Below are 24,316 nucleotides of genomic sequence, written 5' to 3'. Positions count from 1 at the left end.
TTGCAGCTTGAGGCTTGAGGCTTGAGGCTTGAGGCTTGAGGCTTGAGGCTTGAGGCTTGCAGCTTGCGGCTTGCGGCTTGCGGCTTGAGGCTTGAGGCTTGAGGCTTGCAGCTTGCGGCTTGAAGCTTCAAGCTTGCAGCTCGAATTGGAGTGAGTTATGCGTGAAGCACTGAACACCGGTCTGATTGATTTTCTCAAGGCCTCCCCTACGCCCTTTCACGCCACCGCCAGCCTGGCCCTGCGCCTGGAAGCGGCCGGCTACCAGCGCCTGGACGAGCGTGACAGTTGGGCCACGGTGCCTGGCGGCCGCTATTACGTCACCCGTAACGATTCTTCGATAATCGCCATCAACCTGGGCAAACAAGCACCGCTGCTCGGGGGCATTCGCATGGTCGGTGCGCACACCGACAGCCCGTGCCTGCGGGTCAAGCCGCAGCCAGAGCTGCAGCGCCAGGGCTTTCTGCAACTGGGAGTGGAAGTGTACGGCGGCGCCCTGCTGGCGCCGTGGTTCGACCGTGACCTGTCGCTGGCCGGGCGCGTGACCTTCCGGCGTGATGGCAAGGTCGAAAGCCAGCTGATCGACTTCAAGCTGCCGATCGCCATCATTCCCAACCTGGCAATCCACCTCAACCGCACGGCCAACGAAGGCTGGCAGATCAACCCACAGAACGAACTGCCGCCGATCCTGGCCCAAGTGGCTGGCGACGAGCGCATCGACTTCCGCGCCCTGCTCACCGAGCAGCTGGCCCGTGAGCACCAGCTCAATGCCGATGTGGTGCTGGACTACGAGCTGAGCTTCTACGACACCCAGGACGCCGCATTGATCGGCCTGAACGGTGATTTCATCGCCGGGGCTCGCCTGGACAACCTGCTGTCGTGCTACGCCGGCCTGCAGGCGCTGCTGGCCGCTGACAGTGACGAAACCTGCGTGCTGGTGTGCAACGACCACGAAGAAGTCGGCAGTTGCTCGGCCTGCGGCGCCGACGGCCCGATGCTCGAGCAAACCCTGCAGCGCCTGCTGCCGGACGGCGACACCTACGTGCGCACCATCCAGCGCTCGCTCATGGTCTCGGCCGACAATGCCCACGGGGTGCACCCCAACTACGCCGACAAGCATGACGGCAACCACGGGCCCAAGCTCAACGCAGGGCCGGTGATCAAGGTCAACAACAACCAGCGCTATGCCACCAACAGCGAAACCGCCGGGTTCTTCCGCCACCTGTGCATGGCCGAAGAAGTACCGGTGCAAAGCTTCGTGGTGCGCAGCGACATGGGTTGCGGTTCGACCATCGGCCCGATCACCGCCAGCCACCTTGGCGTGCGCACGGTCGACATCGGCCTGCCGACCTTTGCCATGCACTCGATCCGTGAACTGTGCGGCAGCCATGACCTCGCGCACCTGGTGAAGGTGTTGACCGCGTTCTACCGCAGCCGCGAACTGCCCTGACTTACTGCATCGCCCGCCCCTTCAGTGGCGGCGGGCGGTGCCGACGAAGGCGCGAGGTTCAGCAGCGCGTCGAGGTCGAGGCGGCCTTCAGGGGCCCAGTTCATGTATTGCCAGAGGGAGAAGCCTTCGGGGAGGCTGCCAGATTCGCTTTGCGCACGAGCCAAACGGCCGGCTACCCGTTCACGTTCATCGGCTGGAAAATTAAGGCGTTCGACGTCGGTCAAGTTATCCAGATACTCAAGATACCCCTTGAACACGGGTCGTAGGTCGCCTGTGTTATAGGCATGGTCGCTGAGACGTGTGAAGAAAATATTGTCCAATGTTGTTTTTGCTCTGGCTGCCGCATAACGTTCCACTTCGGTATAACTGTTTTCATCCTGCTCGATAGCCACTAGATGAGCGCGGTCCAACCCCCAAAACGGGTTTTCCTCAAACTGAGTCTCTACCCCTGAGCGCTTTTCGATACCTACCAGATAATCCAGGGCTTGCCGGTGGCGGTCAGCCTGTTCAGGCGTGTAATTTTCTGGAGGCGGCTCATTCATGAATTTTTCTTCTCCCCGACTTCGATAGCTATAACTGATTCGATCCCCGAGCGACGGTGTTCCATAGATCCGTGCATGAAGTGCTCGAACCTCGTCCTTGTTTCTGGCGTCATTAAGGGCCTCATCGGACAAACTCACCTTGCACGCTGGTTGTGCAGTACCTTGCGCCGACTTTGTGGGCGGTGGCTGAACGTTTTCCTGACGCACGACAGGTGCGGCATTAACGCTGAAAATTTTCATGGGCGTTCCTCGGTGCTCATTGAGGGCACCTTCACTGGCGCCCCGCGAGGTTCATTGAAAAGTGAACCTCACCGTGTAGTGATAAGGCATTTGCGTTCCTATCTTCTCCATCTTCACCGTACACGTTGCGCGCGAGGACCCGATCGAAACAGCATCCTTTTTCCAGGTAGGTATATAGGTGGGTGGAGGCGCAGTATGCGATACGGAGAAACGACACTTTTTACTGCCGGATGCGTACACAAAGCGCATGCCCGATATTGAATCAGCAAAGCTTGTCACTAAAAACACTCTATTCTGGCGGGCATTCACTTCACCCATCACCGGCTGTGACGTACCTGACATCTGCTCATAAGTGTAACTGGCTGGGGCACTTGTTTTATTATCGACAATCACCGTTGCCAAGTTATTCTCGGCATGGGCGGTAACGCTCAGCCCTGCCATCGCCAGCACCGATAAACTGTTGCGTACTGATAGTGCACTCATCGTAGAACCTTCTAAAAACCCCCACGCGCCGTGGTGAATCTTATATCGGCCAATGGATGCGTTCCTGTGTAGGAAACTGGTCCGATAGATGCGTAGGAAATATGAACTTTCAACCCCACCGATTAAACATTATGTGATACATGTCATTCCGCTTCGCCAGTTAGCCACTATGCTTAAAGCATCCCCACACGTGCAGAAGGATCGCCCGTCATGTCCCCTTTCCTGTCCCTGTTCGTCCCCGTGTTCGGTTTCCTGATGCTGCTGACCATCGGCTTCAGCCTGCGCGAGCGCGACGTCGGTGTGCTGATGATGTGGATCGGCACCTTGGGCATCTTCGGCCTCACCTGCTGGAAGATCCTGGAGAAACTCCCCACATAAACCTCTACACTCGGCCAATCGTTTGACCTGAGGTAGATTTCCCGGTGCCAGCCCTTCTGCGTTGCCTTGCCCTGCTGCTGTTTCTGTTCATCTCCCCGGTACAGGCGGCCGGCCTGCCCGGCCTGCTTGGTTCCAGTGCGCCGGCCCAGCCGGAAGCCACCGAGCCGTTGGGCAAATCGCTGGACGAGGTGATCAAGAACCTGGAGAACGACCAGCAACGCGCCAAGCTGCTGGCCGACCTGAAAAAGCTGCGTGACGCCACCAAGCAGTCGCAACCCACCGTCGAACAGGGCGTGCTGGGGTTGATAGGCGGTGCGCTGCATGATTTCGAAAAGCAGTTCAGCGGCGACGCCAGCCCGTTCCACCGCTGGACGCTGGAAATCGACCAGGCCCAGGCGGAGCTGGCGGCACTGGTGGTGCCCGTGCACCAATGGCCGGCGATCCTGTTCGGCTTTGCCGCGATCATCGCCGTGTGGAGCCTGCTGGCCTATGCGTTCAACTGGATCGGCCACCGTGTACGGGTGCGCTTCGGCCTGACCGAGGAGTTGCCACAGCACCCGCGCCCCTGGGACCTGGTGCGCTTCGCCCTGCGCAAGCTCGGGCCTTGGCTGGTGGCGCTGGTGTTCACGGTGTACCTGAGCTTTGCCCTGCCCTCCTCGCTCGGCAAGTCCATGGCCATGGTGCTGGCCTATGCGCTGGTGGTGGGCACCTGCTTCTCGGCCATCTGTGTGATCGCCTTCTCGCTGCTCGACGGCCCGCACCGCCACCGCGCGTTGCACATCCTGCGCCACCAGGCCTTCAGGCCGCTGTGGCTGATCGGCAGCTTCGCCGCCTTTGGCGAAGCGATGAGCGACCCGCGCCTGACCGTCGCCCTGGGCACGCACCTGGCGCACACCCTGGCCACCCTGGCCAATGTGATTGCCGCGCTGTGCACCGGGCTGTTCATCCTGCGCTTCCGCCGCCCGATCGCCCACCTGATCCGTAACCAGCCACTGTCGCGGCGCCTGACCCGGCGCACCCTGAGCGACACCATCGAAATCCTCGGCAGCTTCTGGTACATACCGGCGATGATCCTGGTGGCGATCTCGCTGTTCGCCACCTTCGTGTCGGCCGGCGACACCAGCACCGCGCTGCGCCAGTCCCTGATGTGCACGGTACTGGTGGTGCTGTGCATGGTGCTCAACGGCCTGGTGCGCCGTCACGCGGCCAACCCCAAGCGCGCCAGCAAGCGTCAGGCGGTGTACACCGAGCGCTTGCGCAACTTCGGGTATGTGCTGGTGCACCTGTTCATCTGGCTGGTGTTCATCGAACTGGGGCTGCGCGTGTGGGGCCAGTCGATGATCAGCTTTGCCGAAGGTGAGGGGCATGAAGTCAGCCTGCGCCTGCTTGGCCTGGCCGGCACGCTGATTGTCGCCTGGCTGGTGTGGATCCTGGCCGACACGGCCGTGCACCACGCGCTGGTGCGTTCGCGTCGTGGCCTGGCCAATGCCCGCGCGCAAACCATGATGCCGCTGATCCGCAACGTGATGTTCGTGGTGATCTTCATCATTGCGCTGATCGTCGCCCTGGCCAACATGGGCATGAACGTCACGCCGCTGCTGGCCGGTGCCGGTGTGATCGGCCTGGCCATCGGTTTCGGCGCGCAGTCGCTGGTGGCCGACCTGATCACCGGCCTGTTCATCATCATCGAAGACTCCCTGGCCATCGACGACTACGTCGATGTGGGCGGCCACCTGGGCACCGTCGAAGGCCTGACCATCCGCACCGTACGCCTGCGTGACATCGATGGCATCGTGCACACCATCCCGTTCAGCGAGATCAAGAGCATCAAGAACTACTCCCGCGAGTTCGGCTATGCGATCTTCCGGGTGGCCATCCCGCACAGCATGAACATCGACCAGGCCATCACGCTGATCCGCGAAGTGGGGCAGAAACTGCGCAACGATCCACTGATGCGCCGCAATATCTGGTCACCCCTGGAGCTGCAAGGGGTGGAAAGTTTCGAGTCGGGGTCGGCGATTCTGCGGGCGCGCTTCAAGACCGCGCCCATCAAGCAATGGGAAGTGTCGCGGGCGTTCAACCTGGCCTTGAAGCGCCAGCTGGATGCCGCAGGGCTGGACCTGGCGACGCCACGCTTGTCGGTGCAGGTAGTGACAGCGGGCGGCGGCGCGATGGCAGAGGCCGGCGGCGCTGCCAGTTAGCCCCTGCGCGGGCCTGCAGAGCAGCCGCTAGCCCGCCTGGGCGCGGATGCAGATCGCATCATGCCGCCAATACTCCAGGTCACAGTCGATCAGGTGCCCCTGCTGGTCACTGTTGACCCGGGTGATATGCAGCCCCGGGCTGCCGGTGGACACCTTCAAGGCCGCCGCCGCCGCCACGGGTAACGCCGTGGGCAGGATTTCAAAGCACACCTGCCCATAGCGGATGCCATAGACCCGCCCATAGATCTCGGTCAGCGACTGCGCCAGGTCATGTTCGAGGATTTCGGGAAAATAGCGCGGGTTGAGGTAATGCTCGGCATACAGCACCGCCCGCCCATCGATACGCCGCAGGCGGCAGATGCGGATCACGCTGGACAGCGCCGGCAGGTGCAGCCGCGCGCAAATGGCCGCCGAGGCCGGTTGCAACCGGGCCGAAAGCAGTTCGGTACTGGCCACCCGCCCCTGGCTGCGCACCATCGCATGAAAATGGCTACGCTCGATCAGGTCGTAGGTCAGCCGCTCGGGGGCGACGAACCAGCCGCGCCGCTCTTCGCGGTAGATAAGCCCTTGGGCTTCCAGTTGCACCAGGGCCTCGCGCAGGGTGATACGGGTGGTATCGAACACTTCGCTGAGCTTGCGCTCGGACGGCAGTTTGCCGCCCGGCGCCAGCAGGCCGTGCTCGATCTGCTCCTGCAAGGCATGGCAGATGGCTGTTACCGCACGCGGTGGCGTCGACTGCATCAAGGGTTACCTATCTGGACTAGTCCAGCCCCAGAACAGGGCACTTGGAGAATAGTGCAAGCCTAGGCAGGGCTGATGAACATGCTGTGACAAAGCGCCGTTGCACGCTTGATCAGGGCACTGCCAGATTCGGGCCAAGCCTTGTGAATCGGGGCTTGCGATCTGGTCTACGCTGTATTCGCAGGAAGCGGCAGCACCGGGTTCACCCCTTCCCTTACATCAAATTGTCACGCAACCGGCCTACCTTGGCGCAAGGTTTGCTGACCTAGACCAAAGGTTTGCCAAGCAAGGCTTCACTCATAACAACGATCGCGCAAGGCACCCACCAAAGGAGCTTCGGATGAAAAAGTTGTTCATGGCGTCACTGCTGGGCTCGGCCATGGCCCTGTGTACCTCGGCCATGGCCGCCGGCACCGACCTCAAGGCCCTGGAAGACGCCGCCCGAAAGGAAGGCACGATCAATAGCGTGGGCATGCCCGATGCCTGGGCCAACTGGAAAGGCACCTGGGAAGATTTGGCCAGCAAGTACGGCCTCAAGCACACCGACACCGACATGAGCTCGGCCCAGGAAATCGCCAAGTTCGATGCCGAGAAGGACAACGCCAGCGCCGACATCGGTGACGTCGGGGCCGCCTTCGGCCCGATTGCGGTGGCCAAGGGCGTGAGCCAGCCGTACAAGCCAAGCACCTGGGACCAGGTGCCGGCGTGGGCCAAGGACAAGGATGGGCACTGGGCGCTGGCGTATACCGGCACCATCGCCTTCATCATCAACAAGGACCTGGTGAAGGAAGAAGAACGCCCTAAAACCTGGCACGATCTGGAAAAAGGCAAGTACAAGGTCGCCATCGGTGATGTCAGCACTGCCGCCCAGGCCGCCAATGGTGTGCTGGCCGCAGCCATCGCCTACAAGGGCGATGAGGGCAACGTCGCCCCGGGCCTTCAGCTGTTCACCAAGCTGGCCCAGCAGAAGCGACTGTCGCTGGCCAACCCAACCATCCAGACCCTGGAGAAAGGCGAGGTCGAGGTGGGCGTGGTATGGGACTTCAACGGCCTGAGCTACCGCGACCAGATCGACCCGAAACGCTTCGAAGTGCTGATCCCTTCGGACGGCTCGGTCATTTCCGGCTACACCACCATCATCAACAAGTACGCCAAGAACCCCAATGCGGCCAAACTTGCGCGTGAGTACATCTTCAGTGATGCCGGGCAGATCAACCTGGCCAAGGGGCATGCCCGGCCGATCCGCGCCGAGCACCTGAAACTGCCGGCGGACGTGCAGGCCAAGCTGCTGCCTAACGAGCAGTACGGCGCTGCGCAGCCGATCAAGAACCCCGAGGTATGGGAAATGACCTCGAAACAGCTGCCGCAGATGTGGCAGGAGCAAGTCATCATCGAGATGGAATGAAGAAGCTTCAGGCTTCAGGCTGCGAGCTGCAAGTACAAGCCGGTGATCCACATGCCGGCGTGTGCTTGCAGCTTGTAGCTTGAAGCTTGCAGCTCCACTGGGAGCCACCATGCAACACAACGTCATCCTGGTCTTGCTCGACGGCCTCAACCACCAGGTCGCGCACCACGCCATGGGCCACCTGCACGCGTACGTCGAAGCCGACCGTGCCGCGCTGTACCGGGTGGAATGCGAGCTGCCCTCGCTGTCCCGGCCACTGTACGAGTGCATCCTCACCGGCGTGGCGCCGATCGACAGCGGCATCGTGCACAATAACGTCAACCGCCTGTCCAACCAGCGCAGCGTGTTCCACTACGCCCGCGAGGCCAACCTGGGCACCGCGGCGGCGGCCTATCACTGGATGAGCGAACTGTACAACCGCTCGCCTTTCGACCCGCAGCGCGACCGCCATACCCACGCGCCAAAGCTGCCGATCCAGCATGGCCTGTTCTATTGGGACGACCGTTACCCCGACTCGCACCTGCTGGCCGACGCCGAGTACCTGCGCCGCCGGCATGCGCCGAACTTTTTGCTGGTGCACCCGATGAGCATCGACGACACCGGCCACCGCCACGGCCTGGACAGCAGCCAGTACCGCAACGCTGCGCGCAGCGCCGACATCCTGCTGGCCGACTACCTGCCGCACTGGCTCGAAGAGGGCTACCAGGTATTGGTCACCGCCGACCACGGCATGAACAACGACCGTTCGCACAACGGCCTGCTGGCCGAGGAGCGTGAAGTACCGCTGTTCGTGTTTGGCGACGCCTTCAGCCTCGACCCGGCCGCCAAGCCGCTGCAGACCGAGCTATGCGGCACCATCTGCGAGTTGCTTGGCGTTGCCCACGACAAGACGGTCTGCCGGGAGCTGCTCAAGTGAGTGGCGGCGCCCGCGGGCGCTACCTGGCCTTGCTCTGCCTGCTGCCGTTTGCCGTGTTCTTCGTCATCTTCCAGATCGCCCCGCTGGCCTGGGTGGCCATCAACAGCGTGCAGTCGGAGGCGGGCTGGGGGCTGGCCAACTTCAGCAAAGTGTTCGCTTCGAAGTTCTACCTGCAGGCACTGCAACGCAGCCTGGAAATCAGCTTCTGGTCGAGCCTGTTCGGCATCATCATCGCCACCCTCGGTGCTTACTCGCTGCGCCAGGTCGATTCGCGCCTGCGCGACTTCGTCAGCGCCTTCGCCAACATGACCAGCAACTTCGCCGGCGTGCCGCTGGCCTTCGCGTTCATCATCCTGCTGGGTTTCAATGGGGCGCTGACCCTGCTGCTCAAGCAGATTGGCCTGCTGGAAGACTTCAGCATCTACTCCAGCAACGGCCTGATCCTGGTCTACACCTACTTCCAGATCCCCCTGGGCGTGCTGCTGCTCTACCCGGCCTTCGATGCCCTGCGCGAAGACTGGCGCGAATCGGCCGCGTTGCTGGGCGCCAGCCACTGGCAATACTGGCGGCACATCGGCCTGCCGGTGCTGACACCGGCCCTGCTCGGCACCTTCGTCATCCTGCTGGCCAACGCGTTGGGCGCGTATGCCACGGTGTATGCGCTGACCACCGGCAATTTCAACGTGCTGCCGATCCGCATCGCCGGCCTGGTGGCCGGTGACATCAGCCTGGACCCCAACCTGGCCAGCGCGCTGGCCATGGTGCTGGTGGGCTTGATGACGGTGGTCACGCTCGTTCATCAATGGCTGCTGAAACGGAGCTACCATGCACGCTAACCGCTCAACCAGGCCGAGCGCCGGCAGCCTCTACCACCGCGTCGTGGTGTACCTGCTGTTTCTCATTTTGCTGCTACCACTGGCCGGCACCCTGCTCTACTCGCTGGCCACCAGCTGGTCAGCCAGCCTGCTGCCCAGCGGCCTGACCCTGAAGTGGTACGTGGCGCTGTGGGGCGAGCCGCGCTTTCTCGCGGCCTTCGGCCAGTCGCTGCTGGTGTGCCTGGGCGCGCTGCTACTGTCGGTGGTGCTGATCCTGCCGCTGCTGTTCGTGGTGCACTACCACTTCCCCAGGCTCGATGCACTGATGAACATCCTCATCCTGCTGCCCTTCGCGGTGCCACCAGTGGTGTCCTCGGTGGGCCTGCTGCAGTTGTACGGCAGCGGGCCGATGGCCATGGTCGGCACGCCGTGGATCCTGATCGGCTGCTACTTCACCATCGCCCTGCCGTTCATGTACCGGGCGATCACCAACAACCTGCAGGCGATCAACCTGCGCGACCTGATGGACGCCGCCCAGTTGCTCGGCGCCAGCACCTGGCAGGCGGCATTCCTGGTGGTGCTGCCCAACCTGCGCAAAGGCCTGATGGTGGCGCTGCTGCTGTCGTTCTCGTTCCTGTTCGGCGAATTCGTGTTCGCCAACCTGCTGGTCGGCACGCGCTACGAAACCCTGCAGGTGTACCTGAACAACATGCGCAACAGCAGCGGCCACTTCAACAGCGCGCTGGTGATCTCGTACTTCGCCTTCGTGCTGGTACTCACCTGGGTCGCCAACCGCCTGAACAAGGACAAGACCTGACATGAGCTTCGTCAGCGTACAGAAACTGCACAAACGCTATGCCGGGACCCCGGTGTTCGAACATATCGACTGCTACATCGAACGCGGCGAATTCGTCACCCTGCTCGGCCCCTCCGGCTGCGGCAAGTCCACCCTGCTGCGCTGCATCGCCGGGCTGACCCCGGTGGACGGCGGGCAGATCCTGCTCGATGGGCAGGATATCGTGCCGCTGAGCCCGCAAAAGCGCGGCATTGGCATGGTGTTCCAGAGCTATGCGCTGTTCCCCAACATGACCGTGGAACAGAACGTCGCCTTTGGCCTGCGCATGCAGAAGGTCAAGGCCAGTGACACGCAGGTACGGGTGCGCGAGGCGTTGGACCTGGTGGAGCTGGGCAGCTTTGCCGGGCGCTACCCGCACCAGCTGTCCGGCGGCCAGTGCCAGCGTGTGGCCCTGGCCCGCTCGCTGGTCACCCGCCCACGCCTGCTGCTGCTCGACGAGCCGCTGTCGGCGCTGGATGCACGTATTCGCAAGCACCTGCGCGAGCAGATCCGCGCCATTCAGCGCGAGTTGGGGCTGACCACCATCTTCGTTACCCATGACCAGGAAGAAGCGCTGACCATGTCTGATCGCATCTTCCTGATGAACCAAGGGCGTATCGTCCAGAGCGGCGATGCCGAAACCCTTTACACGGCACCGGTGGACCTGTTCGCCGCCGGCTTTATCGGCAACTACAACCTGCTCGACCCGCAAAGCGCCAGCCGCCTGCTGCAGCGCCCGGTGACCAGCCGCCTGGCGATTCGCCCCGAGTCGATCACCTTGAGCCTGGAGGGCGAACGGGACGGCGAAGTGCGCAGCCACAGCCTGCTCGGCAATGTGATCCGCTACCGGGTACGGGTGCGTGACGTGGAACTGGTGGTGGATGTGCTCAATCGCTCATCGGCCGATCTGCACGCGGACGGCCAACGGGTATCCTTGTCGATCGACCCCACGGCGCTACGGGAAGTGGCCTAAGGAGACTCAACGCATGGCACTGGCAATTTTCGATCTGGACGAAACCCTGATCCACGGCGACTGCGCGTCGCTATGGAGCGAGCAGATGGCGCGGCTGGGCTGGGTCGACGGCAAGGAGTTCCTGCGCCGCGACCATGACCTGATGGAGGCCTACGGCAAAGGCCACCTGCAGATGGAGGAGTACATGGCCTTCAGCCTGGAGCCGATTGCCGGGCGCACCCTGGAAGAAGTCGAGCACCTGGTTGAGCCTTGGGTGGAGGACGTCATCGAGCCGATCATTTTCGGTGATGCCTGCCGCTGCATCGCCGAGCACCGCAAGCGTGGCGACCGCATCCTGATCATTTCTGCTTCCGGCACCCACCTGGTCGGGCCGATTGCGGCGCGGTTAGGCGTGGACGAGTACCTGGCGATCGAGCTGGAGGGTGTGAACGGGGTGTACACCGGCAAGACCCACGGCGTGCTGACTTACCGTGAGGGCAAGATCACCCGCTTGCTGGAGTGGCTGGACCAGGAGCAGGAAAACCTGGAGGGGGCGAGCTTCTATTCCGACTCGCGCAATGATCTGCCGTTGTTGCTGAAGGTGGATCACCCGCATGCAGTAAACCCTGATGCGGTGCTGCGCGAGCATGCCGAGAAGAATGGCTGGCCAATCTTGAGCTGGTCTTGAGGGCCGCGGGGGCGCCTTGCGCCCCAATCGCGACCCACGGCGGCTGCAGGAGCTTGCACGCCCCTGCAGCAGCGGGCCGGTGTCGCGGTTGGGCCGTAAAGCAGCCCCGGCACTCTCACGCCAGGCTAGGGTCGATCACCATCACCAGCTTGCCCGACACCTGATTGCTCTCGAGTTCGGCATACGCTGCCTGGGCGAACTCGACCGGGTAGGTGTCCACCAGCTGCGGCGACAAACGCTTTTCGCTGAACAACGGCCACACCTGCTGTTGCAACTCGCGCAGCAGCTCGGCCTTGAACCCGTCGTCACGGTTGCGCAACGTGGAGCCGGTGATTTCCAGGCGCTTGCCCAGCACCTGCGCCAGGTCCAGTTCAACCGTGCGCCCGCCCATCAGGCCGATGATCACCCAGCGCCCATCGCGTGCCAGCAGCTTGAGGTTGAGCTGCCCGTAGCTGGCGCCCACCGGGTCGAGAATCACGTCGAACGGGCCCATGCCCTCCAGCGCGTCCAGGTTTTCGTTGCGCACCACCCCGCCTGTCGCGCCCAGTGCCTGGCAGTACGCCAGGCGCTCCTGCGAGCCAACGCTGACGTACACCGGGTTGCCGAACGCCTTGCACAACTGGATGGCGGCCGAGCCGACGCCACTGGCACCGGCGTGTACCAACACCTTCTCGCCAGCTTTCACTGCGCCCAGCTGGAAAATGTTCAGCCACGCGGTGGCGTAGACTTCGGGCAGCGCTGCGGCCTCGTGCAGGGTCAGGCCCTCGGGCACCGGCAGCACATGGCGGGCATCGACCACCACTTCTTCGGCCATGGCCCCGCTGGCCAGCAGCGCGCACACTCGGTCGCCTACCCGCCAGTCGGCACCCGCGCCCACCTCTTCCACCACCCCGGCGCATTCCAGGCCCATGTAAGGGCTGGCGCCGGGCGGTGGCGGATAAAGCCCCTTCATTTGCAGCAGATCGGCCCGATTCAGGCCCGCCGCAGCCACGCGAATGCGTACCTGGCCAGCATCCAGGGCCGGGCGCTCGGCCTCGACCCACTCCACATGTCCGTCTTCGCCTTGCAATGCCTTCACAGTGCCTCCATAGTTGATTGACATGACTGAGCCTGGGGTACCCACGCCCCTGGCTTTTTGCAGTATTTGTCCGGCTCCATGGAACCGGCAACGGAAAAGACGGCCTACTATGCGTGATCAATTGCCTCCACGTCGAATCAGCATGAAGCATTTCCTTCCAAGCACCGCCCTGGCCCTGATGATCGGGCTGGGTAGCCTCACGCTCGGCGGCAATGCGTCGGCCGCCAACAAATGGGACAGCCTGCAGCCGGACCGTGACGAAATCGTCGCCAGCCTCAATGTGGTTGAGTTGCTCAAACGTCACCATTACAGCAAGCCGCCGCTCGATGACGCCCGTTCGGTGATCATCTACGACAGCTACATCAAGCTGCTCGACCCTGCGCGCAGCTACTTCACTGCGGCTGACATCGCCGAGTTCGACAAGTGGAAGCGCCAGTTCGACGACTTCCTCAAAAGCGGCAACCTCGACCCTGGCTTCACCATCTACAAGCGCTACCTGGACCGCGTCAAGCAACGCCTGGACTTCGCCCTGGCCGAGCTGAACAAGGGCGTCGACAAGATGGACTTCACCACCAAGGAAACCTTGCTGATCGACCGCAAGGACGCGCCGTGGCTGAAGAACCAGGCCGAGCTGGACGACCTGTGGCGCAAACGCGTCAAGGACGAGGTGCTGCGCCAGAAGATCGCCGGCAAAGAGCCCAAGCAGATTCAGGAAACCCTGACCAAGCGTTACAAGAACCAGCTGTCGCGCCTGGACCAGACCCGTGCCGAAGACATCTTCCAGGCCTACATCAATACGTTCGCCCAGTCCTACGACCCGCACACCAACTACCTGTCGCCGGACAACGCCGAGAACTTCGACATCAACATGAGCTTGTCGCTCGAAGGCATCGGCGCGGTGCTGCAAAGCGACAACGACCAGGTCAAGATCGTGCGCCTGGTCCCTGCAGGCCCTGCAGCCAAGACCAAGCAAGTGGCCCCGGCCGACAAGATCATCGGCGTTGCCCAGGGCAACAAGGAAATGGTCGACGTGGTCGGCTGGCGGCTGGACGAAGTGGTCAAGCTGATCCGTGGCCCGAAAGGCTCGGTCGTGCGCCTGGAAATCATCCCGGCCAGCAATGCCCCGAGCGACCAGACCAGCAAAGTGGTATCGATCACCCGCGAGGCGGTCAAGCTTGAAGAGCAGGCGGCGAAGAAGTCGGTGCTCAAGCTCAAGCAGGCTGGCCGTGACTACAAGCTGGGGATCATTGAAATTCCGGCCTTCTACCTGGACTTCAAGGCGTATCGCGCCGGGGACCCGGAGTACAAGAGCACTACGCGTGACGTGAAAAAGCTGCTCACCGAACTGCAGAAGGAAAAAGTCGACGGCGTGGTCATCGACCTGCGCAACAACGGCGGCGGCTCCCTGCAAGAAGCTACCGAGCTGACCAGCCTGTTCATCGAGAAGGGCCCTACGGTGCTGGTTCGCAACAGCGATGGCCGGGTGGACGTGCTGGAAGACGAAAACCCTGGCGCCTTCTACAAAGGCCCGCTGGCGCTGCTGGTCAACCGCCTCTCGGCCTCGGCCTCGGAAATCTTCGCCGGCGCCATGCAGGATTATCACCGCGCGCTGATCATCGGCGGCCAGACCTTCGGTAAAGGCACCGTGCAGACCATTCAGCCGCTCAACCATGGCGAGCTGAAACTGACCCTGGCGAAGTTCTACCGGGTTTCCGGGCAGAGCACCCAGCATCAGGGCGTGCTGCCGGACATCGATTACCCGTCGATCATCGACACCAAGGAAATCGGTGAAAGCGCCCTGCCCGAGGCCATGCCGTGGGACACCATCCGTCCGGTGGTCAAGCCAGCGGCCGACCCTTTCAAGCCCTTCCTGGCGCAGCTCAAGGCGCAGCATGAAGCGCGCAGCGACAAGGACGCGGAGTTCACTTATATCCGTGACCGCCTGGCCCTGACCCAGAAGCTGATGAATGAGAAGACCGTCAGCCTCAACGAGCAGGACCGCCGCGCCCGCCACGATGAAATCGAGGCCAAGCAGCTCGCGCTGGAAAACATCCGCCGCAAGGCCAAGGGTGAAGAGCCGCTCAAGGAACTGAAGAAAGAGGACGAGGACGCCCTGCCGACCGAGGATGAAAACACCAAGCCCGAAGACGACGCTTACCTGTCCGAGACGGGTCGCATCCTGATCGATTACCTCAGTGCCAGCACCAAGGTAGCCAAGCAGTAGTCAGTCATCGCGCTGATGTGACACAAAAGGGGCCGAGCACGTAAGTGCTCGGCCCCTTCTACTTTCGGTGTGTACCATGGGTGGCAACAGTGCGGCGCACGTCTATCGGCCTACGACCGCATTCACAGTGCCGCCCTCAACCTGTCAGGCAATCTCCGGGTAGGCATACTCGAAGACCCGCACAACTTCCGAAGCATGCCACGACGCGGCCTCCATGCCGTCGACCGGCCCGGAGAAGCGCCCAAGGCGCTCAACGCATTCGAAAAAACCGGTGCGCGGCAGGCGGCTGGCGCCCTGGCTGATCACCAGTGAGCTACGCAGCGGCTGCTCGGCACGGGCATCGAGCACCGCCAGGTACTCGAGCGCCGCAGTCAGCGTCTGCATGGCAGGGCTGGGCAATTGCAAACGCTCGATCAGTGCGCGGTAAGTCAGCAAATGCCGTTGGCGGCGGGCCAGGTCAAGCTCGTCCAGCAAGCTCTGCCAATGCTGACGGCTGATCCTGACCTGGCTCATGACGGCTCGCTCCAGCCCGCCACCCCCAGGTGCCAGGCCAGGGCACGGCGGATCGCTGCATCCGGCTGGCGTTCACCAGACTCGATCATCGCCAGGTAGGCGGGGCTTACCCCCACATTGCGCGCCAATTGCTCGGGTGCAATGCCTTTGGCCTGACGCAACTGCCCTACCTCGCTGAACGCGGGCAAACTGGCACTTGGCTCAGTGTGATCGCGGGTTTCGCCAACCGCCTCGGCAGGCGCCTGGCCGGCCGCCTTGAGCAGCGCCTGATACTGCTCCCAGGGAACGACGGCGTACTCGGGCTGACCGTCCCGGCTAATGACCTGAATACCCATAACAACCCCCTTACGTAGGATTACCGCATGTAATCCGCTCAACAGCCCCAGGCTTGCATCTCTCACAGGCCTGCCTTAACTGCGCGTGCTTGCCGATGCATAAAGCCGTCGTCGACCAATAGCGAAAGGCAATCGGGCTGCTCTTCTTCTGTTATATCTCATTGTAAGGGATTTCCACCTGCCGCGCGCTCTCGTCAGTCAAGGAGGACAATCACGCGAATGCGCTGGCGCCTACAGGCAGCGTTTAGTCATTTTCCAGGATCGGCTGACCGATACACCGAGCGAATATCTGGGCTAAATATCCGTCGTCGCCATGGTAGGAAAGAATGTTGGCGTGAATCCACTCTTCACGCCCGACAGCCTCCCACGTAATCGAAAAGCCCGCATTGATGATGATCCACTCAAACAGAATGCGCTGCGTACGGCCATTGCCTTCCCTGAAGGGGTGCGCGACATTCAATGTACCGTAAGCTTCAGCTACTGCGGTGATCAGATGGTCACGCGAATACCCTTCAAACCACCCTGCCGCAGCGATCTTTGAAAACTCCTTCCTGGTTTCAGGTTCTATGAATTCTGGGCTACAAAACCGCGTACTTCCCTTACTGATCGCACTGCTGCGAACTCGCCCTGCCCGGCTGTAGATGCGGGAAAACAGGGCACTGTGGATTTGCTTCAGCGAATCCAGGCTGTAAGGAGGCGGTAAAAACTCCAAACGGGAAGCCGCGAGCGCGCTGAGGTAGCGTTCGGCATCTTCGAGATCGTCAGGGTCGTGCAACTCGAGCAGGTTAATCAGAACGTCAGTACCCGGATAGCAGTCCGAGTCTTGTTCAGAACCGTACTTGTCCGAACTCAAGCCTTGATCAGCCGCACTGCTTTGAGGGCTGCGGCACGCGTTGGCAGCTTGATCTCACCCTCGCCATTCGACACCCATACACCTTCAAGGCGCAGGCTGGCCGCATAGTTGGCTTTGCGGTGCTTGGCGAACCAAGCTTTCTTGGCTTCCAAACTGAGCTTTTCCATCTCTATGACCCTTGGTTAGCATGCAGTGTGTGTATTGTAGCCGAACCCTTTGCACCATTGGAAAACGGTGCTTTTAGGGCGTTTTACGCTCCAGGCGCAACGCTTCAGGGGTGTCAGGCAAGCGCTCGACCACGCGCAAGCGCTCGGGTGCCTGGTTGTCGCGCCAAGCCTTGAACCGCGCCAGCTCATCGGAGACGGTTTTCAGCACCCAGCCGAGCACGGCGATGTCATCGAGAAAACCTACGCCCAGCAGCCAGTCGGGGATCGCATCGATGGGGCTGACGAAATACAGCAGGCCGGCGACGATGGTCACCAGCGCCTTCGGGCTGATCGCGCGGTACTCGCCACGCCACCAGGCCAGGCACAGCGACTGCAACAGCTTGATGTCTTCACGCAACTGGCCCAGGCGCGGGCCTTTGCGGGCCACCGCGAACAGCAAAGCCGGCAAGCGGCCACGGCTTAGCAGGCGCTCGGCCAAGGGCAGGAAGCGGGCGAAATTCCAGGGTGCGCTCATGTAGCCTCCAGCAGGGAGAGGTTATCCACATTTATTGTGGATAACCTTGTGAACAGGGCGAAGTTTCTGACGGCAGGTGCCTGTAAAGCAAGGGCCCCGGTCAGATCGGGCGTTTTTTACACAGTCGTTTCAAAACCGCAAACGATTTGCGTCAGAAGCCTCCTGCTTCTTCACGCTGCCCTTTCTCGGACAGTCTGCTGCCGCGGAGGTTCGGCCCGAGGCCTGCTGCACAAACGACAACGCCCCGTAGAACGGGGCGTTGTGCGCTACCAGCCGGTATTACTTGGCTGGTGCTTCAGCCGGAGCTTCAGCTTCAGGCGCGTCGCCTTGCAGCTGGGCCGGGTCCTTGATGGCGATCAGTTCCAGGTCGAACACCAGCACCGAGTTGGCCGGGATCAGCGGGCTTGGGCTCTGTGCGCCGTAGGCCAGTTCAGCCGGGATGAACAGCTTGTACTTCTCGCCAACGTGCATCAGCTGCAGGCCTTCGACCCAGCCTGGAATGACACCACTGACCGGCAGGTCGATCGGGCTGCCACGCTCGACCGAGCTGTCGAACACCTTGCCATCGATCAACTTGCCTTCGTAGTGGACAGTCACCACGTCGGTCGGCTTGGGCTGTGGGCCGTCGGCCTTCTTGACCACTTCGTACTGCAGGCCCGAGGCGGTAGTGACCACACCTGGCTTCTTGGCATTTTCTTCGAGGAACTTCTTGCCGGCGGAGGCGGCTTCTTCGCTGGCCTTGGCCAGGCGCTCCTCGGCGCGCTTCTGCAGCGCGGTGAAGGCTTCTACCAGCTCTTCGTCCTTGATGCGCTGTTCTTTCTTGCCAACGGCGTCTTCGATGCCGAGGGCGACGGCTTTGGAATCAAGGTCTTCCATGCCTTCCTGAGCCAGGCTCTTGCCCATGTTCAGGCCGATACCGTAGGAGGCTTTCTGTGCCGGAGTTTTCAGCTCGGGGCTGCTGGCTTGTTGATCACAGCCAGCCAGTACCAGGCCTACCAGGGCAACCGCAGCCGCCAAACGATGCTGTTTCATGCTATTTCCTTGTTCATGCGCCATGTGGGCAATCAGGGTAAAGCCGCGAGCTTATCAGGCGGCCATTACCAATGGCTACCGGCATAAGAGCGGGTTTCATGGAGTTAGTTCACTCGGTAGCGCGCTTGCACTCAACCTTAAGGGCCTTTGGCCAGTATTGACCATAAGCCCAGCAAACGCCCCTGCAAACTTGGCCCTTCCAGCGGCCGGCCCCAAGCTGGCATTTCTGCCAGTAGCGCCCTCCTTGAGCCTGGTTTCCAATGAGCCTGCAACGCACCTGACGCGCAATGGCTGATCACCCCCCTAAGCCGCACGGCCCCGCGTTTACTCATTACCGAGGAAGAGCCATGAACATTTCACCAAAGCCCAACCGCTCAACCCGTAAAGCCCATGCCGGGCCCCGCACATCCATCAAGCTGCCGCAGGCCCCCCTCGATTGTGATTACGGCATCCATGGGCTCGCCTACATCTTTGAAAAAATCGCCGGGTCACGGGCTAACACCTATGCAATCATCAACAGCACGGTGAGCGCTGGTCGCACTTATGTAATCGGTACAAGTCACAACCCCAAAACGAATGAAGCCAAGGTTTTCGTCGCTTGCCTGAAGGATAGAGGCACCCTGGACAACAGCTTTGGTGACGGTGGAATCTTCGATTTCAACAAGGCAGGGAGCACCGAATACTCAGCCCCCGAGTGCATCGTGGAGGATGCCAGGGGAAATTTGCTGATATCCATAACGATGCAGGAGCAATCAGCCAGCCACCTTTGGAAACTGAGTGCCGAGGGGCAACCGGACCGGGAATTTGGGAAGGGCAATGGGTACGTCGACCCCCGCGACTTGATCGGCGAAGATTTGCTGCTGGAGCACCTGGCAGTGACGAAGGGCCTCATTTTCGCCACCGCTCGCAAGTCGGAGAACTTCGAGCCGGTGGTGCTGGGGCTGGACAATGACGGCGCATTGCGCGTGGATTTTGGTGCTGATGGCCTGGTCGATGTCGGCAAGCTAATACCCGATACCCGTTCACACTTCGTCGACGGCATTGCCAATTTCATGTCCCCCTCGAATGCGCAGCAGCTGGTATTGACCTGGTATCTGATGCGGGGGGAAGACGCCTACAGCGTTACCACAGCCATGACCCTTGACGGGATCGTGGATGATACCTTTGGCACCGAAGGTTTCCACTGGTCCGCCCCCTGGATCATCAATAATGGGTTTTCCGTAGACCCGGTCGCCAAGCGAATCACATTTTACGGGGAACTGTTCGACGTCGCTGAAAATATCAGCTACCCGACCGTTTACCGCATCGACTACTCGGGGGCGCCGGCCAGGGAGTTCAACGGCGGCGAAGCGTTGGTATTTGACAAGCCGGGCGGTTGGTTCGCCGGCGTAGAAACTGCCGGTGGCCTGGTGGGTTACGGTCATTTCTACGATTATATGCTTGCCTTCAGCTTGACCTCCGAGGGCACGTTCGACACCCGCTTCGTCCCGCCCTTCGGCTACGGCCAGTTCGGCGCAAAAGTACCAGAGGACGGCTTCTATGCCTCTGGATCGACGGTCTCGCTCGATGCAGGCAACCAGCGCTTGTTGATCAATGGCCGTGACGATGAGATCCGCGGCTCGACTGTTCCCTGTGTGGCAGCGGTGGCCTTGCCAAGCGCTTGACAGCAGTTGAGCATCAAGCCCACGAGCGTTCCTCGGCCAGGAACGCTCGGCTACGACGAAGCTTACGGGTACGACCGCTCGCGATATTGCCCCGCCACTTCCCGCAATACATCGCACACCCACTGCCCGGGCAGGCTCAGCGCCAAGGCGGCATTGCGGCAGATACCCACCGACCCACCCGGTTCCCGCACCCCTAGGTCGAGCTCGGCCAGTTCGCCGCGGCGCAGGTCGAGCAGCACCGCATCACGCGGCGCCACCCACACGGCGTCACTGCCTAGCAGGTAGCGGCGGCTCAAGGCCAGTGAGAGGGTCTCCAGGCGCTGGGCCGGCAGTTGAATGCCGCATTGCACGAACAGGCTGTCGGCGTGCTGGCGAATGGTCGTGCCCGGTGGCGGGAGCACCAGCGGGTATCGGCTGACGCGGGCTCGGTCTACTTGCGTGCTGGCCAGCAATGGGTGGCCGGGGCGCACGACCAAAGCCATCGACTCGCTGTACAGGTGTTCGAACGACAAACCCTGGATCTGCGGGCTGTCGGTCATGCGCCCCACCACCAATTCCAGTTCCCCCAGGCGCAACTGCCCGAGCAACTGTGCACTGGCCCCGGTCACCACGCTGATCAGCAATGCCTCGTGGCGTTGGTGCAACCGGCACAGCACTTCGGGCATCAGCAGGCCTTCGACCGTGGACAGCACGCCGATGCGCACCTGCGACGGTGCCCGCGCTTCACCGCGCAAGCTGCTCACGCCGTCGCGCAGGGCCTGCACGCTGGGCCCGGCGTAATGCATGAAACGGGTGCCGGCCGGGGTCAGCTCGACCCCTTGGCGGCTGCGCTCGAACAGACGCGTTTCGAGCAGGTCCTCAAGCTCCTTGAGGGTCTTGGAAATCGCAGGCTGGCTGATCGCCAGAATGTCAGCGGCCCTGGCCAGGCTGCCCTGCCGGGCAATCTCCAGAAAGCACAGCAGGTGGCGGTACTTGATGCGGGTGTCGAGGTTCATGCGCCAAGCTTACCGCATCGCCACCTGTGGCGTACCCAGGGTTCCTCGCCCCGGTCTTTAGAAGTCGCAATCGGCGGCGCCCGCGCTATCGCTTGTTCAGAAGCACACGCAGAACCCGAGCCGGGATCAGGCCAGCGCCACTTCCACTGCCTCCCCGTTCAGCCGTACCGGCCAAACACGTAAGTGCTGGCTGGCATCTTCCAGACAGGCCCCGCTGTGCAGGCTGAAGTGCTGCTTGTACAGCGGGGCTGCCACCACCAGCTCACCCTGCAGGCTGCCCACCAGCCCGCGGCCAATGATGTTGGCCCCCGAGCGTGGGTCGCGGTTGTCCACCGCGTACAGGCTCTGCGCCTGCCCCGGCAGGTAGAACAGGGCGACCTGGATACCATCGAGCCAGACCACCACACCGGAGTCGGCGACCAGGTCAGCGGTGTGGCACACCGCTTGCCAGTTGGGTTGCTTTGCCACAGCAGCATTGGACAGGGTCATCAGACAGCCTCCTCGACGGTAGGGATCAGGTGCAGGGGTGCAGCGGGGCGACGTTGTTCACGCTCGCGGATGAAGTGCACGTCCGGGTCGGCGCGTCGATCGTTGACGAAGGTACGGAAGCGCTTGAGCTTTTCCGGATCATTGAGGGCATTGGCCCATTCGCACTCGTACTGCTCGACCACATGCTGCATCTGCGCTTCCAGCTCGGCAGCCAGGCCCAGGCGGTCTTCGAGGATCACCTGCTTGAGGTAGTCCAGGCCGCCATCCAGGCTTTCACGCCACACCGACGTGCGCTGCAGCTTGTCGGCGGTGCGGATGTAGAACATCAGCACGCGGTCGATCAGGCGTACCAGGGTCTCGTCGTCCAGGTCGGTAGCGAACAGCTCGGCATGGCGTGGGCGCATGCCGCCATTGCCGCAGACGTAGAGGTTCCAGCCTTTGTCGGTGGCGATCACGCCGATGTCCTTGCTTTGCGCCTCGGCGCATTCGCGGGTGCAGCCAGAGACCGCGAACTTGAGCTTGTGCGGGCTGCGCAGGCCCTTGTAGCGGTCCTCCAGGCGCAGCGCCATGGCGACGCTGTCCTGCACACCGTAGCGGCACCAGGTGCTGCCTACGCAGGACTTCACCGTGCGGGTCGATTTGCCGTAGGCGTGGCCAGTCTCGAAGCCGGCCTCGATCAGCTCGCCCCAGATCAGCGGCAGCTCGTGCAACTGGGCGCCGAACAGGTCGATGCGTTGGCCGCCGGTGATCTTGGTGTAAAGGTCGTACTTCTTGGCCACCTGACCGATCACGATCAGTTTGTCCGGGGTGATTTCGCCGCCGGGAATGCGCGGCACCACCGAATAGGTACCGTTTTTCTGCATGTTGGCCATGAAGGTGTCGTTGGTGTCCTGCAGCGGCACCAGCGCAGGGTCCATGATCGGTTGGTTCCAGCACGAAGCGAGGATGTTGCCCACCGCCGGCTTGCAGATGTCGCAGCCGACATGGCCCTGGCCATGGCGCGCCAGCAAATCATTGAAGGTGCGTATGCCACCCACCCGCACCAGCCCGTACAGCTCCTGCCGGGTGTAGGCGAAGTGTTCGCACAGGCGCTTGTCCACGGCCACGCCACGGGCGGTGAGTTCATGCTCGAACACCTGCTTGAGCAGCGCCGCGCAGCCGCCACAGCCGGTGGCAGCCTTGGTGCAGCCCTTGACCGCAGCCAGGTCGGCGCAACCACTGTCAATCGCTGCGCAGACTGCGCCCTTGCTGACGTTGTGGCACGAGCAGAGGGTCGCGCTGTCAGGCAGCGCATCGGCGCCCAGGGCTGGTACGCCGCCGCTTTGCGGCAGGATCAAGGCCGCCGGGTCGGCAGGCAGGGCGATGCCGTTCTGGGCGTATTGCAGCAATGTATCGTAGTAGCTGTTGTCGCCCACCAGCACGGCACCGAGTACGTGCTTGCCGCTGGCATCGACCACCAGCCGGCGATAGGCGGCATTGGCCTCGTCGATGAAGCGGTAGCTGCGCGAGCCCGGCGTGGCGCCATGGGCATCGCCGATGGAGCCGACATCGACGCCCAGCAGCTTGAGCTTGGTCGACATGTCGGCCCCGGTGAATTCCCCAGCCGCCTCGCCCAACAACAGCGCCGCGACGTTGCGCGCCATGCTGTAGCCCGGCGCAACCAGGCCGAACACGCTGCCGTTCCACGAGGCGCATTCACCGATGGCGAAGATCCGGGGGTCGCTGGAGCGGCAGTGGTTGTCGACCACCACCCCGCCGCGCGCGGCGATCTCCAGGCCGCAGGCACGGCCCAGGGCATCCTGCGGGCGAATGCCGGCAGAGAACACCACCAGGTCGGTTTCCAGGTGTTCGCCACCGTCGAAATTCATCCGATAGCGGTAGGCCTCGCCGTCGCTGATCGACTGGGTGGCGCGCGACAGGTGCACGCCTACGCCCAGGGCTTGGATCTGCGCCTTGAGCGCGGCGCCGCCTTCAGCATCCAGTTGCACCGGCATCAGCCGTGGCGCGAACTCCACCACGTGCGCTTCCAGGCCCAGGGACTTGAGGGCATTGGCCGCCTCAAGGCCCAGCAGACCGCCGCCCACCACCACGCCACGGGTGGCATCGACGGCTGCGGCGCGTATCGCGTCGAGATCGTCGAGGGTGCGATAGACCAGGCGGGCGTTGCCGCTGGAGCCCTCGATCGGGGGCACGAAGGGGTAAGAGCCGGTGGCCAGGACCAGATGGTCGTACCCGTAGCGGCCTTCGGCGGTCACCACTTCACAGCGCTCGCGGTCGATCTGCAGCACCGCTTCACCCAGGTGCAGGTGCACCCCGTTGGCGCCATAGAAACCCTGCTCGCACAGGGCCAGGGTTTCGGCACAGCTGCCGCTGAAGTATTCAGACAGGTGCACGCGGTCGTAGGCGCGCTGGCGCTCCTCGCCGAACACGCGCAACTCGAAGCGCGCCAGCGCGCCGCGTTCGACCAGTTGCTCGACGCAATGGTGGCCCACCATGCCGTTGCCGACGATGACCAGTCGCTCTCGTTGCCCGCTGCTCGCTGTTGCCTTCATAAGCCGATCCTCGATCAAAAAAAAAGCGCCTGGAGCCGAAGCTCCAGGCGCCTTTGCCTGTATTCATCACGGAGTGCCCCCGGTTGATCGCCGTTGATCAGTGGGGCTTGTTGTGCTGGAGATAAAGCAGGGAATGTGCCAGTTACCTCGCCTGTCGCGGCTCTATCGCCGGCAACCCGGCGCATACAGGGGCTTTGCTGTCATTTGGCCCTGTGCTGCAGGCGTGAAAGCCGGCTTACCGACCTTTGAGCCAACCC

The 24,316-nt window shown here is 62.4% G+C and carries 24 protein-coding genes; 11 read left to right on the top strand and 13 right to left on the bottom strand.

The features are described 5' to 3' along the window. Window positions 1-157: 157 nt before the first annotated feature. Entirely contained in the window at window positions 158-1,447 is a 1,290-nt protein-coding gene (locus OSW16_RS06885) for a M18 family aminopeptidase (protein ID WP_241802829.1), read from the top strand. Here the strand turns inward: OSW16_RS06885 and OSW16_RS06880 are convergent. Next, the gene (locus OSW16_RS06880; protein ID WP_267821810.1) at window positions 1,423-2,229 is read right to left on the bottom strand and encodes a hypothetical protein; all 807 of its coding nucleotides are present in this window, start codon (window positions 2,227-2,229) and stop codon (window positions 1,423-1,425) included. The genes OSW16_RS06885 and OSW16_RS06880 overlap by 25 nt on opposite strands. 51 nt (window positions 2,230-2,280) lie before the next feature. Beyond that, window positions 2,281-2,712, bottom strand: a complete 432-nt coding sequence (locus OSW16_RS06875; protein ID WP_267821808.1) for a hypothetical protein — start codon at window positions 2,710-2,712, stop codon at window positions 2,281-2,283. A gap of 210 nt (window positions 2,713-2,922) precedes the next feature. Here OSW16_RS06875 and OSW16_RS06870 point away from each other — a divergent pair, with 210 nt between their 5' ends. After that, window positions 2,923-3,090, top strand: a complete 168-nt coding sequence (locus OSW16_RS06870) for a hypothetical protein (RefSeq protein ID WP_012313193.1) — start codon at window positions 2,923-2,925, stop codon at window positions 3,088-3,090. 44 nt (window positions 3,091-3,134) lie between these two features. After that, a complete protein-coding gene (locus tag OSW16_RS06865) occupies window positions 3,135-5,291 on the top strand; it encodes a mechanosensitive ion channel family protein (protein ID WP_267821806.1) in 2,157 nt (718 codons plus the stop codon). A 27-nt stretch (window positions 5,292-5,318) separates the two neighbouring features. Here the strand turns inward: OSW16_RS06865 and OSW16_RS06860 are convergent, their stop codons facing one another. Then, window positions 5,319-6,032, bottom strand: a complete 714-nt coding sequence (locus tag OSW16_RS06860; protein WP_267821804.1) for a UTRA domain-containing protein — start codon at window positions 6,030-6,032, stop codon at window positions 5,319-5,321. Window positions 6,033-6,372: 340 nt separating this feature from the next. Between OSW16_RS06860 and OSW16_RS06855 the strand changes: the two genes are divergently transcribed. The 6 genes from OSW16_RS06855 (at window position 6,373) to OSW16_RS06830 (ending at window position 11,643) form a co-directional block, all read left to right on the top strand. Continuing rightward, the gene (locus OSW16_RS06855; protein WP_267821802.1) at window positions 6,373-7,437 is read left to right on the top strand and encodes an ABC transporter substrate-binding protein; all 1,065 of its coding nucleotides are present in this window, start codon (window positions 6,373-6,375) and stop codon (window positions 7,435-7,437) included. A 109-nt stretch (window positions 7,438-7,546) separates the two neighbouring features. Further along, window positions 7,547-8,353: an alkaline phosphatase family protein gene (locus OSW16_RS06850; protein WP_046787413.1), complete on the top strand. Its 807-nt coding sequence runs from the start codon at window positions 7,547-7,549 to the stop codon at window positions 8,351-8,353. Next, window positions 8,350-9,189 (top strand): ABC transporter permease, encoded by an 840-nt coding sequence (locus tag OSW16_RS06845; RefSeq protein WP_267821799.1) that lies wholly within the window; start codon window positions 8,350-8,352, stop codon window positions 9,187-9,189. Before OSW16_RS06850 ends, OSW16_RS06845 begins: the two co-directional genes overlap by 4 nt. Then, window positions 9,179-9,985: an ABC transporter permease gene (locus OSW16_RS06840; RefSeq protein WP_267821797.1), complete on the top strand. Its 807-nt coding sequence runs from the start codon at window positions 9,179-9,181 to the stop codon at window positions 9,983-9,985. The genes OSW16_RS06845 and OSW16_RS06840 overlap by 11 nt, the downstream gene beginning before the upstream one ends. A gap of 1 nt (window position 9,986) precedes the next feature. Further along, a complete protein-coding gene (locus OSW16_RS06835) occupies window positions 9,987-10,976 on the top strand; it encodes an ABC transporter ATP-binding protein (protein ID WP_267821795.1) in 990 nt (329 codons plus the stop codon). 13 nt (window positions 10,977-10,989) lie between these two features. Beyond that, window positions 10,990-11,643, top strand: coding sequence for an HAD family hydrolase (locus tag OSW16_RS06830; protein ID WP_267821792.1), 654 nt, complete (start codon window positions 10,990-10,992; stop codon window positions 11,641-11,643). A gap of 115 nt (window positions 11,644-11,758) precedes the next feature. On the opposite strand, the gene OSW16_RS06825 is transcribed toward OSW16_RS06830, so the two are convergent. Further along, window positions 11,759-12,721: an NAD(P)H-quinone oxidoreductase gene (locus OSW16_RS06825; protein WP_267821790.1), complete on the bottom strand. Its 963-nt coding sequence runs from the start codon at window positions 12,719-12,721 to the stop codon at window positions 11,759-11,761. Between the two features lie 142 nt (window positions 12,722-12,863). Between OSW16_RS06825 and OSW16_RS06820 the strand changes: the two genes are divergently transcribed. Further along, window positions 12,864-14,945, top strand: a complete 2,082-nt coding sequence (locus OSW16_RS06820) for a carboxy terminal-processing peptidase (RefSeq protein ID WP_267821788.1) — start codon at window positions 12,864-12,866, stop codon at window positions 14,943-14,945. A gap of 144 nt (window positions 14,946-15,089) precedes the next feature. Here OSW16_RS06820 and OSW16_RS06815 read toward each other — a convergent pair whose 3' ends face one another. From OSW16_RS06815 to OSW16_RS06790, 6 genes are all read right to left on the bottom strand, one after another. Then, a complete protein-coding gene (locus OSW16_RS06815) occupies window positions 15,090-15,458 on the bottom strand; it encodes a hypothetical protein (protein WP_012313182.1) in 369 nt (122 codons plus the stop codon). Continuing rightward, a complete protein-coding gene (locus OSW16_RS06810) occupies window positions 15,455-15,793 on the bottom strand; it encodes a helix-turn-helix domain-containing protein (protein WP_241802810.1) in 339 nt (112 codons plus the stop codon). Before OSW16_RS06810 ends, OSW16_RS06815 begins: the two co-directional genes overlap by 4 nt. 244 nt (window positions 15,794-16,037) lie before the next feature. Beyond that, window positions 16,038-16,646 carry a Fic/DOC family protein gene (locus OSW16_RS06805; RefSeq protein ID WP_267821784.1) on the bottom strand — a complete coding sequence of 203 codons (609 nt, stop codon included), beginning with the start codon at window positions 16,644-16,646 and terminating at the stop codon, window positions 16,038-16,040. Continuing rightward, on the bottom strand, window positions 16,643-16,813 hold the full coding sequence (locus tag OSW16_RS06800) for a YhfG family protein (RefSeq protein WP_241802805.1): 171 nt from the start codon (window positions 16,811-16,813) through the stop codon (window positions 16,643-16,645). Before OSW16_RS06800 ends, OSW16_RS06805 begins: the two co-directional genes overlap by 4 nt. Window positions 16,814-16,886: 73 nt before the next feature. Next, complete coding sequence (locus OSW16_RS06795; protein ID WP_267821782.1) at window positions 16,887-17,327, bottom strand: YkvA family protein; 441 nt, start codon at window positions 17,325-17,327, stop codon at window positions 16,887-16,889. A gap of 279 nt (window positions 17,328-17,606) precedes the next feature. Next, complete coding sequence (locus OSW16_RS06790) at window positions 17,607-18,359, bottom strand: FKBP-type peptidyl-prolyl cis-trans isomerase (protein WP_241802803.1); 753 nt, start codon at window positions 18,357-18,359, stop codon at window positions 17,607-17,609. Window positions 18,360-18,706: 347 nt separating this feature from the next. Here OSW16_RS06790 and OSW16_RS06785 point away from each other — a divergent pair, with 347 nt between their 5' ends. Further along, window positions 18,707-20,023: a hypothetical protein gene (locus tag OSW16_RS06785; protein WP_267821779.1), complete on the top strand. Its 1,317-nt coding sequence runs from the start codon at window positions 18,707-18,709 to the stop codon at window positions 20,021-20,023. A 62-nt stretch (window positions 20,024-20,085) separates the two neighbouring features. Here OSW16_RS06785 and pcaQ read toward each other — a convergent pair whose 3' ends face one another. The 3 genes from pcaQ to nirB all read right to left on the bottom strand — a co-directional run bounded on the left by pcaQ (window position 20,086) and on the right by nirB (window position 24,059). Next, window positions 20,086-21,018, bottom strand: a complete 933-nt coding sequence (gene pcaQ, locus OSW16_RS06780) for a pca operon transcription factor PcaQ (protein ID WP_267821777.1) — start codon at window positions 21,016-21,018, stop codon at window positions 20,086-20,088. A 126-nt stretch (window positions 21,019-21,144) separates the two neighbouring features. After that, a complete protein-coding gene (gene nirD / locus OSW16_RS06775; protein ID WP_267821775.1) occupies window positions 21,145-21,507 on the bottom strand; it encodes a nitrite reductase small subunit NirD in 363 nt (120 codons plus the stop codon). Beyond that, window positions 21,507-24,059, bottom strand: coding sequence for a nitrite reductase large subunit NirB (nirB, locus tag OSW16_RS06770; RefSeq protein ID WP_267821773.1), 2,553 nt, complete (start codon window positions 24,057-24,059; stop codon window positions 21,507-21,509). The genes nirD and nirB overlap by 1 nt, the downstream gene beginning before the upstream one ends. Window positions 24,060-24,316 lie beyond the last annotated feature (257 nt).

Origin of the sequence: Pseudomonas putida (assembly GCF_026625125.1) — a bacterium.
In the GTDB taxonomy this organism is placed as follows: domain Bacteria; phylum Pseudomonadota; class Gammaproteobacteria; order Pseudomonadales; family Pseudomonadaceae; genus Aquipseudomonas; species Aquipseudomonas putida_X.
The sequence above is the reverse complement of the archived record's forward strand: the minus strand, read 5'-3'. Positions and strand labels throughout refer to the sequence as shown.